The 15,092-nt window shown below is 23.9% G+C and carries 16 protein-coding genes and 1 pseudogene; all 17 read left to right on the plus strand.

Going from position 1 to position 15,092, the window contains the following annotated elements:
* The first annotated feature begins 30 nt into the window (after positions 1–30).
* The 17 genes and pseudogenes from ACIJYF_RS00760 to ACIJYF_RS00840 all read left to right on the plus strand — a co-directional run bounded on the left by ACIJYF_RS00760 (position 31) and on the right by ACIJYF_RS00840 (position 15,092).
* On the plus strand, positions 31–1,692 hold the full coding sequence (locus ACIJYF_RS00760) for a LicD family protein (protein WP_435116885.1): 1,662 nt from the start codon (positions 31–33) through the stop codon (positions 1,690–1,692).
* Positions 1,689–2,411, plus strand: a complete 723-nt coding sequence (locus ACIJYF_RS00765; RefSeq protein WP_435116887.1) for a hypothetical protein — start codon at positions 1,689–1,691, stop codon at positions 2,409–2,411. Before ACIJYF_RS00760 ends, ACIJYF_RS00765 begins: the two co-directional genes overlap by 4 nt.
* Positions 2,396–2,641 (plus strand): hypothetical protein, encoded by a 246-nt coding sequence (locus tag ACIJYF_RS00770; RefSeq protein WP_435116889.1) that lies wholly within the window; start codon positions 2,396–2,398, stop codon positions 2,639–2,641. The genes ACIJYF_RS00765 and ACIJYF_RS00770 overlap by 16 nt, the downstream gene beginning before the upstream one ends.
* 146 nt (positions 2,642–2,787) lie before the next feature.
* Positions 2,788–4,800: an acyltransferase family protein gene (locus tag ACIJYF_RS00775; protein ID WP_435116891.1), complete on the plus strand. Its 2,013-nt coding sequence runs from the start codon at positions 2,788–2,790 to the stop codon at positions 4,798–4,800.
* A gap of 79 nt (positions 4,801–4,879) precedes the next feature.
* Positions 4,880–5,461, plus strand: coding sequence for a hypothetical protein (locus ACIJYF_RS00780; RefSeq protein WP_435116893.1), 582 nt, complete (start codon positions 4,880–4,882; stop codon positions 5,459–5,461).
* The gene (locus ACIJYF_RS00785) at positions 5,428–6,123 is read left to right on the plus strand and encodes a class I SAM-dependent methyltransferase (protein ID WP_435116895.1); all 696 of its coding nucleotides are present in this window, start codon (positions 5,428–5,430) and stop codon (positions 6,121–6,123) included. The genes ACIJYF_RS00780 and ACIJYF_RS00785 overlap by 34 nt, the downstream gene beginning before the upstream one ends.
* Before the next feature lie 54 nt (positions 6,124–6,177).
* On the plus strand, positions 6,178–7,302 hold the full coding sequence (locus tag ACIJYF_RS00790; protein WP_435116897.1) for a glycosyltransferase: 1,125 nt from the start codon (positions 6,178–6,180) through the stop codon (positions 7,300–7,302).
* A gap of 69 nt (positions 7,303–7,371) precedes the next feature.
* Positions 7,372–8,610 carry an ArnT family glycosyltransferase gene (locus tag ACIJYF_RS00795; RefSeq protein ID WP_435116899.1) on the plus strand — a complete coding sequence of 413 codons (1,239 nt, stop codon included), beginning with the start codon at positions 7,372–7,374 and terminating at the stop codon, positions 8,608–8,610.
* A 28-nt stretch (positions 8,611–8,638) separates the two neighbouring features.
* Positions 8,639–9,787 carry a glycosyltransferase gene (locus ACIJYF_RS00800; RefSeq protein WP_435116901.1) on the plus strand — a complete coding sequence of 383 codons (1,149 nt, stop codon included), beginning with the start codon at positions 8,639–8,641 and terminating at the stop codon, positions 9,785–9,787.
* Positions 9,784–10,056, plus strand: coding sequence for a hypothetical protein (locus ACIJYF_RS00805; RefSeq protein ID WP_435116903.1), 273 nt, complete (start codon positions 9,784–9,786; stop codon positions 10,054–10,056). The genes ACIJYF_RS00800 and ACIJYF_RS00805 overlap by 4 nt, the downstream gene beginning before the upstream one ends.
* Positions 10,057–10,319: 263 nt before the next feature.
* Positions 10,320–10,862 (plus strand): glycosyltransferase, encoded by a 543-nt coding sequence (locus ACIJYF_RS00810; RefSeq protein ID WP_435117942.1) that lies wholly within the window; start codon positions 10,320–10,322, stop codon positions 10,860–10,862.
* Positions 10,859–11,752, plus strand: coding sequence for a GNAT family N-acetyltransferase (locus ACIJYF_RS00815; protein WP_435116905.1), 894 nt, complete (start codon positions 10,859–10,861; stop codon positions 11,750–11,752). Before ACIJYF_RS00810 ends, ACIJYF_RS00815 begins: the two co-directional genes overlap by 4 nt.
* 83 nt (positions 11,753–11,835) lie before the next feature.
* Positions 11,836–12,234 (plus strand): sugar transferase, encoded by a 399-nt coding sequence (locus ACIJYF_RS00820; RefSeq protein WP_435116907.1) that lies wholly within the window; start codon positions 11,836–11,838, stop codon positions 12,232–12,234.
* A complete protein-coding gene (locus tag ACIJYF_RS00825; protein ID WP_435117944.1) occupies positions 12,231–12,392 on the plus strand; it encodes a hypothetical protein in 162 nt (53 codons plus the stop codon). The genes ACIJYF_RS00820 and ACIJYF_RS00825 overlap by 4 nt, the downstream gene beginning before the upstream one ends.
* Positions 12,393–12,474: 82 nt before the next feature.
* Positions 12,475–13,152 carry a PIG-L deacetylase family protein gene (locus ACIJYF_RS00830; protein ID WP_435116909.1) on the plus strand — a complete coding sequence of 226 codons (678 nt, stop codon included), beginning with the start codon at positions 12,475–12,477 and terminating at the stop codon, positions 13,150–13,152.
* A gap of 85 nt (positions 13,153–13,237) precedes the next feature.
* A pseudogene (locus ACIJYF_RS00835) lies at positions 13,238–14,403 on the plus strand (DegT/DnrJ/EryC1/StrS family aminotransferase).
* A complete protein-coding gene (locus ACIJYF_RS00840) occupies positions 14,400–15,092 on the plus strand; it encodes a formyltransferase family protein (protein WP_435116911.1) in 693 nt (230 codons plus the stop codon). Before ACIJYF_RS00835 ends, ACIJYF_RS00840 begins: the two are co-directional and overlap by 4 nt.

Below are 15,092 nucleotides of genomic sequence, written 5' to 3' on the forward strand. Positions count from 1 at the left end.
ATTTAAGATTAAACATTTTAAAAAAATTTTATGAGTCGAAATAAAAAAGAAAAAACTCGAATTAGAACCTCCTTTGAACTTTCAGAGCAAATGAAAGGTCTTATAGTATTAAGTGATATTTTAAACTTACTTTTAAAAAAATGGTTTTTGAGTGGAGGAACATTATTAGGTGCTTTTCGAAATGGAGATTTTATTCCATGGGATTGGGATATTGAGGTAACTATACTAACAGAAGAGGCGTTTCATAAAAAAAATGAGCTTTTAAATATTTTGGTATCTAAAGGTTTTTTAATTTCTTCTTATAATTTTTCTATCGAAAATTTTAAAATTGTTGCACAAGGATGGGGAACAGAATACGAAATTTTAGGCAGATATTTAAATGAGGAAGATAGAACACGTAATAGAATTTCAACGAAAATCCCTGCTAAATTTTTTGAAAAATCTGAGAAAGTTAAGTTAAGAGGATATGATTTTCCTGCACCAAGCCCTATAGAAAATTTTCTTGTTGCGTTATATGGAGATTGGAAAACACCAAAAAAGAGTGCAATAAAAAAAAATTATTTTTCTAAAGAAGCATTTATTAAAAAAGACAAATCCTTTATTTTTGAATTGAAAAAAAAATTTAAATTTTTTTTTTTACCAAAAAATACCCAAGAATTTCCTATATTTGAAAAAAAAGATCTAAGTTATTTTGAGACTTGGGATAAAGATTTAGGTTGGTGTAATAGGCCCAATCTTACAAGAGTAGATAGATCTGATTTTTCCATAAATTTTAAAAAAAAGTATGGAAGTGTTGTTTATAACACTGATGAAAAAAGCTCTCGAATATGCAGTTTTCCTTCTAAGACAACTGAAATCAGTTTTTATGGAGATAGTTATTGTATGTGTAGAAATGTAAATGATAATGACACATTTGCATGGCACCTAGGAAAAATAGGTGAGACACGTATTTCAAATTATGGTGTAGATAATTATGGTTTAGATCAATCTTTACTTTTATTGAAAAGAAATTATCAGAATGATCCTAGTAAAAAAGTTGTTATAGCAGTATCAACAAGTACACTTGCAAATTGTTGCTCAATTTATGGACATTATCTCAATAATGGTAACTTTTTTGCTGTAAAACCACATTTCAAATTTAATAGTAACGAAAATAAATTAGAATTGATCGAAAATCCAATTAATGTAAAAGAAGATTTGTTAGATCTTAAAAAGTATAAAGAATTTTTCCAAAAATATGATTATCACTACATATATTGGCATAAAAATCGGCTAAAACATTATCTTAATAACTTAGATTCAAAAATTCGCTCAAGAGTCGGAACTAAATTTTCAAAAAAATTTGATGATAAGACTAATTATAAACTTAGTTTTTGGGATAGTCATGATTTTCTTTTTTTTGGTTTATTAGAAATTTATGAGCAATTATCTATAAAGTATGGATTTGAAGGTTTTTTTTTACTTCAACATAATAAAAATGATTTAGAAAAAATTATAAATAAATCATATGAGGAATTTGCATGGAGAAGTACTATAAATAAAGCAAAAAAAATGTTTCCTAAAATTAAGTTTATAGATGAGTCAAAAATTTTTAATTCCAATAAAAATGTAGACGATTTGTATAATGGATCTTTTCATTCACCTTTAGCAAACAATTTAATTGCAAAATTTTTAAGTAATTATTTGTTATGAAACAAGTTAACACACCAAAATATATAATAGTACTTGGAACAACTTATTCAGGTTCGGGAGCTGTTTTTGATTATTTAAATGGTCGTGGAGAATTTTATAACCCATTAAAGAGTATAGAATATCAGCTACCACACATGCCCAATGGTCTAATGGCTTTAGAAGCTGTTGCAAGTAGTTCCTTTCATCCGGGCACAGCAGATTATGTTTTACATAATTTTGAAAAAAATATTAAAAAACTTTTACGCTCAAATTCAATTTGGACTTATGGCCGTAGTTATGAAAAATTTATACCAACGTTTCAATCTGCTATAGATGAATTTGTGAGTGAAATTTGTGAAGTAAATATTCAAATGAATTTAAATTGGCACAGATTAATGCAATCTCCAATTAATTATATTATTTCTCAAATAAAAAACTTTTTTGGTATTAAAAATTATGTTCCACTAACACATATTCTTGTATCAGAAGATAAATTAGTTTACGCAGCTCAAAAATTTCATGATAAAATATTTCTGCGAAATGCCAATAATCGACCTGTTCTTCTGAATCAAGCTGGTTCTGGTTGGAATCCAATAAAATCCACTAAGTATTTTTTAAATTGTAAAATTATACTTGTTACTCGCGATCCACGTGATCAATATTTAGAGATAAAACAAAAAAAAAAACAAATTCAGTTATGGATTTTATTTCTTGGTACAAAGAAATGTCAAAAAGATTAAATAATATAAAAAATGAAAATCTTTTTTTGATTCGTTTTGAAGATTTTATTTATAATAATGACAAAATGATAAATATTTTATGCGATTTTTTATCTATACCAAAAAATACATACTCCAATTTTAAACCAGAAGAGTCAAAACTTAATATTGGAAAGTACAATGAGTTTCTTACTAAAAAGGAAATTAAGATTATTGAAAATAATTTAACATCTGATTTGTTTAACAAATAAATAATTAAATTAAAGATACAAATAATTATTTTGATTTTTAAAAAGCTTTATAAAATTTAAAGTATAAATGTTTTATAAAGTGAATTATGTTATTATTTGTTATTAAATCATAATAAATTTATAAATAATTTTTTGGATAATACTAATTGAAATATCGTGCTGAAATTGATGGATTGAGAGCTTTGGCAGTTTTGCCAGTTATACTTTTTCATGCTGATTTCAAAATTTTTAAAGGTGGATACGTAGGTGTTGATATTTTTTTTGTTATAAGTGGATATTTAATTACATCAATTTTGATTAAAGATTTAAATGATGAAACTTTTAATTTAGCCCACTTTTATGAGAGAAGAATAAGAAGAATTTTGCCTGCATTAGTATTAATAATGATTGTCTGTATTCCTTTTGCTTGGATGTGGATGTTACCTGGGCAGATGAAAGATTTTTCCCAAAGTTTAGTTGCCGTAAGTTTATTTTTATCAAATATTCTTTTCTGGAAAGAAAATGATTATTTTGATACTGCAGTTGAGGAAAAACCTCTAATACATACTTGGAGTTTGGCAGTAGAGGAACAGTATTATTTATTTTTCCCTTTGTTTTTAATTTTTTTTTGGCGATATGGAGAACGAAAAGTTTTTTTTCTAATTACTTTTATTGCTTCTACTAGTTTATTCTTAAGTGAGTGGGGATCGAGAAATTTTGCCTCTGCAAATTTTTATTTTGCACCTACGCGTGTCTGGGAGCTTTTTGCTGGATCAATTGCAGCTCTAATAATACAAAAAAAAGGTGTTCAAAGTAGTCAGTTATTATCTTTTTTTGGTTTATTAATCATAATTATTACTTTTTTTATTTACGATGAGGATACACCATTTCCTAGTTTATATACCTTAGTTCCTGTAATTGGTGTCTTTTTGATAATATTATATGCTAATAAAGACACTTTAGTTAACAAAATACTTAGAAATAAATTTTTAGTTGGAATAGGATTGATTAGTTATTCATCCTACTTATGGCATCAACCGGTTTTTGCTTTTGCTAGAATAAGGTTTTTAGACAAACTTTCTGTAGAAGTTATGTTTATTCTTATAATTTTTTCTTTTATACTTGCATTTATATCATGGAAATTTGTTGAAAATCCTTTTCGAAATAAAAAGTTTTTAAGTAGAAAACAAATATTTATTATTTCTGGTTTAATTATGTCAACATTCATTATCTTTGGTGTAATTGGTCATACAAATTTAGGATTTGAAAAAAGATTTCCAGATGACCTTGTTAAAACTTTAAAAAAAGCCGATCTTAGAAAAAAAAATTCTGAAAAATGTATGTTAAATTCAAGAGATGGTGAAATACCAAAACATCCAATAAAAAATTGCAGTTTATATATGATAAATAATTCTGCTTCAGTTATGATGATTGGCGACAGTCATCTTGATACTATTCAATTGAGTCTACAAGAAGAGTTATACAATCTGGGAATAGGTACATATGCAATATCATATGCAGGATGTATCCCTTTTATCGGATTTTATAGAACTGACTTAGATAATTCTCATAGGTGTGACGAATATAATAGATCTATGATAAATTATGCCAAATCAAGTAATATTAAAGATATAATCTTTATTGCTCGATTCCCTCTTTATATTAATGGTAAAGGTTATAATAATGGAGAAGGTGGAGTTGAATATGGCACTCAAGATGCAGTTGATTTAATTGGATATCCAGAAAAAAATATTTTTGAAACTAAGAATGAAAGAATTAAGAGAGTATCAATAGCAATTAAAAATCAGTTAAACTTACTATCAAATGATTTTCGTCTATTTATTTTTAGTCCAGTTCCAGAGGTTGGATGGGATGTTCCTAAATATTATTCACACCAAGTGAGATATTCAGATAAAAATCTAGATATTTTTACCCATAGTTTTAAAAATTATAGATCTCGTACTGCTAATTTTTATAAAATCTTTGATACAATTCTCAATGACAGAATATTTATTTATGATTTGAGTCATTTATTTTGTGATGAAATTACTCAGAGATGTAGTATGAACAAAAGTAAAGATTTACTGTATAGAGATAATAATCATATTAGTTTATTTGCTTCAGAATTAGTTTCAGAAGACTTTTTAAATAAATTCGGTAACATAATTTTAAATAAATAGAAATTAGTATTTAATTTATTTAATTAACAAAAATATTAAATATAAAATTAGAATATATTGTAATTAAAAAATTTATTTTATGAATTTTAGTAAAAAAGACATATTAATTGATAAAATTATTCACAATGATTTAAATTGTTATATTAAAGCAGGTTATGGAGCTAAAAAAATAAGTGATTGGCCATTTTATAATTTTATTTTAATGTGGATTAAAGGAGATTGTGCTAAAGCACGTAGTTTATGGATTGAATGGTTGGTAATTGAATTTGAAAAATATGGTATTTATAAAAAATCAGAAGGTGGCATGTTTCAAGGATCAGTGCACAGGTATTCATTAAATTTTATAAATTATAATAGAGATGAATGTTGGATCAACCCAATGTTAATTGACAAAAAAGTTATAATAAAAGGGGCAACATCTTTAGTTGATAGGCGTATAGAATTAATAAAATCAATAATGAATAAAGGATATAAGTCAAATTTGAATGATCAGATAATTGTGATAAAAAAAAATAAATTTTTTGTTCTTAAAGGAGGTCATCACCGCGCTGCAATTCTTTATGCACTTAAGTACGAAAAATTACCAGGTGTTAAGTCTTATTCAAAATTTATTTGGGAGGTTAGAAAATGGATGAGCAATTTAAAAAAATTGTCAAATTAAATAATAAGGAATACAAAAGTTGGATTGAAAACCAAGAATGGTATCAAACAATTAATTTAAATAATGGTTTAAAAACATCTGGGAAATTTAATACACTTTCTAGATTAAATTGGTTAAATAAATTTAATTTTTCTAAAAAAACTGTCTTAGATATTGGTTGTAATTCTGGACAATATAGTTTTTTTGCAAAAAAAGCAGGCGCCAAAAAAGTTATGGGAATAGATGTTAATGAAAAAAGAATTTACCAAGCTAAAATGCTTGCACTGAATGAAGAATTAGATGTTGATTTTAATATTGCTGGAATAGAAAAAGTTCCAACTTATGGTAAGTTTGATGTCGTAATATGTATCGCTGTTGTAACAGAGGTTGAAAATGTTTTGGGCGCTTTGAGAGCAATAAGAGATGCAACAATAAAAACAGCAATAATTGAAATGGATTTAGCTCGTCCCTTACTATATTTATCATCTCACAAACACTGGTGGAAAAAAGATCTAAATGTTAGTAGGCTATCAAGAGTTGCAGAAATGCACCGTCACAAACACGCGGGATGGGTTATTCACCCCTCACTTGAAATGGTGTGTGAAATTTTTGGTAAAGAGTTTGAAATGTCTTTTTTTGGCAAGGGACTAAGGTACTTTAAGATAGTTTTTAACAGAAAATAAATTTAGAATTAACACAGATAGCTTAAATAAATTGATTAACAAAACTTTTTAAAAATGGAAATATTGTATATTTCTAATTCAATTATCCCTTCAAAGAATGCAAATAGTATAAATGTTATGAAAATGTGTCAAGCTTTTGCAGATAATAATTTTAAAGTAACATTGCTTGCACCAAATAAAAAAGCAAAAATCGAAAAAAAAATTAAAGATTCATTCAAATTCTATGGTGTTAAAAAAAATTTTTTTATAAAAAAATTATGGTATCCAGATATTAAAGGAGGTGTGTTAATTTATGCTATATCTATCTTTATTTTTCTTCTTTTCAATAGAAAATACAAAATAGTGTATGGACGTTTTTTGCATGGATGTTTTTTTGCATCATTATTAGGAAATCAAGTTATTTTTGAGTCACATATGCCTGAAAATATTAAAAAAAATTTTAGAAATTTTTTTTTCAAACATCTTTTAAAAAGTAAATCATTTTTAAAGCTAGTAGTAATTTCAAATTCACTAAAAAAAAATTATTTAAAAAAAAAATACATATCAAAAAAAAAAATAATAGTTGCCCACGATGGTGCAGACGAAACAAAAAATTTTAATATAAAAGCAAAATTATTAGGAAAAAAGAAAAATCTAAAAGTTGGATATGTTGGTCATTTGTATAAAGGTAAAGGTATGGAAATTATTTCATTATTAGCAAATAAAATTAACCAGGGTATAGAATACCATGTTATAGGTGGTTTAAGTAAAGATATAAATTTATGGAAAAGAAAAATTAAAAGCAAAAAAGTCTTTTTCTATGGACATATATCTCACAAACATATTACTAAATATTTAAATGCTTTAGATGTGTGCTTGTTGCCTAATCAAAAAGTAGTCTTCGCTAGTGGTGCCAAAGAAAATGCAGTAAATATCTCTCCTTTTACTTCTCCTTTGAAACTTTTTGAATATATGTCTCATAGGAAAGCTATAATTGCATCTGATTTAAATATTTTAAGGGAAATTTTAAACAAAAAAAACTCAATATTAGTAGAGTATAACAATGTTAATAAATGGATTAAAGCAATTAATAAACTCAAAATTAGATCAGTAAGAGAAAATTTAGCAAAACAAGCTTTAAATGATTTTCGTCAATATTCATGGAAAAATAGAGTTAAAAGAATTATATCGTTAATTTAACTTTTTTATTTTTTATTATGCTATTAAAGGGTTAATTATTTTTTAATTATTATATTAATATTTTATTGGATGAATAATTTAATTGGAATAACCTCTCTTTCTTTAATTTCTTTTATCATTTTATTTTTTTCTTTACGTTTTCCTGAAATTTTCAAAATTATGTTAGTCGCACTACTGTTACGTATTATATTTTTGTTGTTCGGACATTTTGTAGGTCCCTTGCCAGGTGGTGGAGAAGATGAAGTTAAATTTGAATTAATGGCGTGGTTAATTTCTCAAAATGGTTTTTTAAATTTAATAGATAGCTATGGAATTGTAGAGCCCCGATTTATATCTAGTAAATTTATTTCTTTTTTAATATCTATTCCATATTCTTTATTTGGAGAAAGTAAACTGATGGCAAAATCAATGAGTTTACTTTTTGGGATGGCAACAGTTTTTTTGGCATGGATAGTGTCAAAGAAAATTTGGGGAAATATTATAGCAGTAAAAGTTACCTGGTTTGTTGCTTTGTTTCCTCCATTAATTTTATATTCAACTTTAATAATGAGAGAAACTTATATCACCTTTTTTTTGTTAGTAACTTTACACAGTATTATAGATTGGGTTAAAACTGATAAGTTTAAATTTCTTACCTTAGCTCTCTTCGGTTTTATTTTGATAATGTTATTTCATGGAGCAATGATAATTGGTGGCTTTGTTTTTTTAACTGGAGTTTTCATTTTTTATATAAAAAAATTATTTAAAAATTTAAAAATTAAAAAAATTGATGCTAAAATTCTTATAGTAATATTTGTTTATATAGGTTTGATTGGTTTATATATTTCAAACCAAATAAAATTTCCATATTTAGGAAATTTTGAAAAACTAACAAATAAAAATATCCAGTTAGAAAGAATAAATATTTCTAATAGAGGTCTCGCGTCATACCCTGAATGGACAAAAGTAAATTCAATAGGAGAATTATTTTTTAAAGTACCTATAAGAGGAGTATATTTTATTTATTCTCCTTTTCCCTGGGATATAAAATCACCAACACATTTAATTGGTATGTTTGATGCTTTTGTTTATATTTATTTATCTTTTCTAATTTTTAAAAATAGAAGAGTAATTTTGAAAGATCCTGCTTTAATGATGATATTACTAATTTTGATTACATATATATTATTATTTGGATTAGGAGTGGGAAACTTTGGAACAGGTTTAAGACATAGGTCAAAAATTATAATATTAATGTTGTTATTAGCAGCACCATATCTTAAAGGGATTTCTTTATTACATAAATTTAAAAAACTTGTAAAATTTTAATTAAATAAATTAATAAAAATATAATTTTGTGAAGATATTGCATATTATCAATAGTCTTAAAAAAGGTGGGGCAGAAGGTAATTTATATAGGTTATGTGAGTTTCAAAAAAAGAAATATCAAAATAAAATTGAATTAACTATTATAACTTTAATTAAAAATGGTTATTATGAAAAAAATCTTATAAGCCAAGGTATAAAAATTTTTTCTTTAGGAATAAGTAAAAAAACAAAAATTATAGATTTAATAAAAAATATATTTAATCTTAGGAATATTATAAAAAAAGAAAATCCAGATATAATTCAAAGCTGGATGTATCATTCAAATATTTTAACAATTTTTGCTCCAAAAATGTTTCATAATAAAATAATTTGGAATATTAGACATTCAGAATTGAATTATAAAATTTCAAAAATAACAACAATATTAATATCAAGAATTTGCGGGTTAGTTTCTAATTATATACCAAGAAAAATAATTTATTGTTCAGAAACAAGCATGAAATTTCATGAGCAAAATCATTCTTATAAAAAGAATAAATCTGTTCTGATATATAACGGCTATAGTAAAAAAATTTATTATCCATCAAATGATCTACGAGACATTTTTAGAAAAAAAAATAAATTAAAGAAAAAAGATATCGTTTTAGGATTTGCTGGAAGATTTGCAAAACAAAAAAATATTGAGGCTTTACTGATTGCTTTTTCAAAAAATATTAAAGAACATAACAACTTATATTTATATTTAGTTGGAAAAGATGTTTCTAAAAATAATAAAAAATTAATAGAATGGGTTTCTAGGTTAAAAATTAAAAATAAGACATTTTTTTTAAATGAGCAAAAAAATTTATTAGAATTTTATAATGGTATTGATTTGCTTTTGTTACCATCTCACTCTGAATCCTTCCCAAATGTGATAGCAGAGGCTATGCTTTGTAGTACTCCCGTATTATCGAGTAATGCTGGTTGCGCAAATAAAATAATTGATCGTTATGGATTTATCATGAAAAAAAATGATCATTTTTCAATTTCAAAAAATATAGATAAATGTTTAGAGGTTTTAAAAAATGATAAAAAAAGATGGAAATATTTAAAAAAAAATTCTCAAATTAAAATTAAAAGGGATTTTTCAATCGAAAAAATGGCTAAAAAATACTTTCAAACATGGACTATCAAGTGAAGATAATTTTTATTTGCACAAAATCAATTACATTTAATACTTTTTTAAAATCTCAAGCTAACTTTTTTTCTAGAAGAGGATTAAAAGTGGAGGTTGCTTGTTCAGATATTGAGAATTTAGAATTTAAAAATAAAATTAAACATAGAATAGATTTTCCATTAAGAGTAACTGATTTTTTTAAAATTAAAAAATATATAAAAATTTTCTTTCAAATTAAAAAAATAAAAAAAAAAATAGTTCAACAATATTTTATATTCATACACCAGTAGCTTCACATGTTTTTAGGTTTTTTACTTTTTTTGATAAATTAAAGATTATATATTTTATTCATGGTTTTAGATTTACTTCAAAAAATCAATCTTTAAAAAATTTTTTTTTTAAAGTTATTGAAAAAATTTTATCATTTAAAACAAGTGTTTTTATTACAATAAACAGTGAAGATTATTCTTACGTAAGAAAAAATTTTGCTACACAAGGACGCTGTTATAAAATTAAAGGTGTAGGGCTTGATTTACCAATTAAAAAAAAGATAATATTAAAAAAAGAATTAAAAAAGATTTTAGTTATTTCATCATATAAAAAAGAAAAAGGATATATTGATATATTAAAAGTTGCTGAAAGTTTAAATAATAGAGTTAAAGTAACTTGTTATGGTTATGGTGACCATAAAAAATTTGATTACATTAAAAATAAAAGAAAAATAAAAAATATTTCATTCAGAAAATTTGATAAAAATTTAAATAATAAAATTAATAATTATGATTTATTGCTTCATTTAAGTAAAAGAGAAGGTTTGCCAGTAGCAGTCATGCAATCACTTTTAAAAGGTTTGCCAGTAATATGCTACAACATAAGAGGTAATAATGATCTGATTAAAAATAAATTCAATGGCTTTTTTATTAAGTCATATCAGGATGCTTGTAATAAGATAAATTACTTAAAAAAGAATAATTCTTCATTTAATCACATGAGACAAAATGCATTCAGATCGATCGATAAATCTTTTTCTAAGCAACAGATTAATTGGGAATTGTATAAAATTATTAAAGAGATGAATAAAAATTCAAGTCTGTGAAATTAAAAAATAAAAAAATTAAATTCAGAAAACTAAGAATAAGTGATTATGATGAGTTTAGTAGTTTATTTTATTCTTGTTATAGAAAAAAAATAAGTTTTGATTTCTATAAATGGAGATATTTTAGTAATAATTTTTCTTTTTGTTATGGGGCTTTTGAATCCTCTAATCTAATTGCAAACGTAGGTATGGTCTCAATGAAATTAAATACAAAAATTAAAAGTAGAGTTTATTCAAGACATTCAAGTATGGTATTAAAAAAATATAGAGGCCAAGGCATTTTTTCAGAGCTATTAAAAAGAGTTAAAAATATTTTAAGAAAAGTACCTTTAATTGTAATGTGGCCAAATAAAAAAAATTTTTCAAATTTTGGAATTAAAAAAGAGTATGTTTTAATTAAAAAATATTATCTATGCAAACTATCTTCAAATAACCCCTCCAGTAAAAAAAATATAAACCATCCAATTCAAAAAATAACAGAACTAGAAACTTTTTTTGAACAAGGTAATTATTTTTTTTTTAAAGATTATTCTTATTTTAAAAAAAGATATTTGCTTTACAAACCAAACGAATATTTTATCAATGAATATAAATTAAAAAATCTTAGAAGTTTCTTTATTTTAAAAAAAAATATAGACAAAACGGGTTTTAGTTTTGTTATCATCGATCATTTTGGCTCAACAAAAGTAATATCAAGCCATTTTAATAGTTTATCTAAAAATTTAAAATATGATAATTTAATATACTTATCAAAAAATAAACAAAATAATTTTGACTATATTACTTTTAAGATTGGAATTTTAAGAAAAGATGTTTTGACTAAATTAAAATCAAATTTTTTAACTAAGGAAATTTTCCTTGGAGACACTGACATTTTTATAAGCATTTAGTTTAATTAAAGAAAAATATAAAATTTAATATATTTAAGATAATAATTGGTTTTATTTTAAAAATTTAAATTATATTAAAATATATGATAAGATTTTTTGATATTTCAATTTCTATTTTATCACTTTTAGTTTTATTACCTTTATTAGTTATTATTTCTTCTTTAATATTGATGATTGAAGGTAGACCAATAATATTTAAACAAAATAGAATAGGTAGAGGTGGAAAAAAATTTGTTATTTATAAATTCAGAACCATGAGTAACATAAAATATAAAAATGAAGAACAGAGATTATCTAATTTTGGTAAGATTTTAAGAAAAACAAGTTTAGATGAAATACCTCAGTTACTAAATGTGTTAAAAAATAATATGTCAATTGTTGGACCTAGACCGTTACCAGAATCAACTGAAAGGAAAATAAATAAGATATTAAAAAAAAAAGAAGAAAAATTTTACCTGGTATTACTGGATACTCACAAATAAATTTTACAGGAAAATATAGAAAATTAACTGATAAAGTAAAATTAGATATAGAATTTGTTGAAAATTATAACTTAATAAATTATTTTATAATTTTAACTAAAACACCATTTGTACTCTTAAAAAGATTTTTTAAAAATAAATCTTCAATAATTAAATAAATATTCAATTTTTGTTTGTTTAATAATAGATAAAGAAGATGTTATAATATATTAATAACACTGTTTTTAAAATTTTACAAAAATGGATAAAAAAAAAATATTAATAATAGCACCACATGCTGATGATGAGATTTTAGGATGTGGAGGATTTATTTCAAAATATTCAAAAAAAAACTATAAGATTAACGTTCTAATTTTAACTAATGCGAATAAGGGTGCTCCAGAAATTTATTCTTACGAAAACATTAAAACAATAAGAAATGAATCTAAATTAGCAAATTTATCTGTTGGCACAAACAAATTGTTTTTTGAAAACTTACCAGGTTTAAACTTAACAAATTATCCAATTTATAAAATTTCAAACATTATTGACAATTATATTAAAAAAATTAATCCTGAAGTTATTTTAATACCATCTATATATGATATTCATGATGATCATAAAATAATATTTAAAGCTGCCAAAGTTGCAATGAGACCGAATAAAAAAAATAATATAAAAAAAATATTATCTTATGAAGTTCTTTCAGAAACAGAATGGAATGAAAATGGAAAATCTTTTAATCCAAATTATTATGTAAAATTAAAAAAATCAGAGCTTGACTCAAAAATAAATGCATTTTTAAAATATAAATCTCAAGTAAAAAAACATCCTCACCCGAGGTCAAAAGAATCAATAATTAATCTTTCAAGATTGAGAGGAAGTCAGGTTTTTGCTCAATTTGCTGAAGCTTTTAAAGTAGAGAAAATAATAGATTAATATAGAGGTTAATATTTTGATGATACAATTAGTTCGTAAAATTAATAAATAATAAGAAGTTATTAAATAAGAAAAATAATTAACAATGAAGGATAAAAATTGGCCAAATTTTGATAGCAGATTAATTAAAAAAGTAAATAAAGTGATAAAATCCGGCAAGATTAATTACACAAGTGGTCCTTATGGTATTGAATTTGAAAAAAAGTTTTCTAAGTTCGTTGGAAACAGATATTCAATTGCAATTTGTAATGGCACAGCTGCCTTAGAAGTTGCAATAAAATCATTAAAATTGGAAAAAAATTCAGAAATTATTGTACCTGCAAGGAGTTTTTTTTCATCAGCAGCGTGCATTGTAAACACTGGTCATAAACCAATTTTTTCAGATGTAGATATTAAAACTCAAAATATTGACGTTAAAAATATAAAAAAAAAATAACAAAAAAAACAAGAGCTATTATCTGTGTTCATTTAGCAGGATTACCTTGTGACATGACAAGCATAAAAAAGTTTGCAAAAAGTAATAATTTAAAAATTATCGAAGACTGTTCCCAAGCTCATGGTGCTTCAATTGATGGCTGTCAAGTTGGTTCTTTTGGAGATGTAAGCACATGGTCATTTTGTAATGATAAAATAGTTTCTACTCTTGGAGAAGGTGGAATGATCTCAACAAATAAAAAAAAAATTTATAATTTTTGTAAAAGATACATAAATCATGGATCTGTATTAAAAAAAAAATTAAATTCAGAGCGATTTGTTTATAATAAAGATTACTTTGGTACAAATCTTAGAATCACAGAAATACAATCAATTGCTGGAATACATCAATTAGAAAATTTGAAAAAAATTCAAATTAAAAGAGAAAAAATTTCACAAAGTTATTTTAAGCTACTTTTAAAGTATAAAAATATTTTTAATTTTTATTTGCCACCAAATAAAGTTAAATGTGCTTGGTACAGGTTTTATATTTTCATAAAACCTGAAATAAAAAATTATGAAAATATTCGTTTCAAAATAATTAAAAATCTCAAAAAACATAATATCAATTGCTATACTGGTTCCTGTCCAGAAATTTATTTAGAGAAATCTTTCAAAAAATTAAAAAATTTTAGATACAATAGATTAAATAATTGTAAAATTTTAGGTGAAACTAGTATAGCTCTAGATATTAATCATACTTTAAAATTTTCTACTAACCAAAAAATTTTATTAAGATTTAAAAGCTCTTTAAATCAACTTCTTAACAATCTATGAGAAACAAAATAGTTATTTTGGGAAATCTTCCACTAGCAACAAAAATTATTAAATTAGTACAAAGTAAAAAAAATTTAGAACTTGTAGGTGTAGTTCACCCTAATAAAATACAAACATATCCAGACAGTAATAATGAAATTTGTGCTACAAAGTATTGCAAAGAAAAAAAAATTAGAAAACTTACTATCAATGAAATATATAATCTTAAAGATTTAAAATTAGCCATTTCAGCAAGAAATGACATTATTCTCAAAAAAAAATTTATAGATTTATTTGAAATTGGTATAGTAAATTGTCATGGAGGATATCTTCCTGAATATAAAGGAGTTGGAGGACATATATTTCCAATAATAAATAAAGAAAAATATTCTGGAGCTTCTATTCATTGGATTACTGAGAATATTGATAATGGAAATATTATTGCTAGAAAAAAGATTCCAATTAAAAAATTTGATGACGGTTGTACACTATTTAAAAAAATAAATGATGAATTATTTAAATTGATAGAAACATACTTGCAGAAATTACTTACAAAAAAAATTGTTGGTAAACCTCAAAACTTAATAAAACCCAATAATAGACTTAAAAAAAATTATTTTTATTTTAAAAAAGATGTGAAGAGACTTATATATTTTAATATAAAATCGAAAATTCATACTAAGGCTTTGTATTGGCCTAACAAAGTATAA

The organism is Candidatus Pelagibacter bacterium nBUS_49 (genome assembly GCF_051200925.1).
In the GTDB taxonomy this organism is placed as follows: domain Bacteria; phylum Pseudomonadota; class Alphaproteobacteria; order Pelagibacterales; family Pelagibacteraceae; genus Pelagibacter.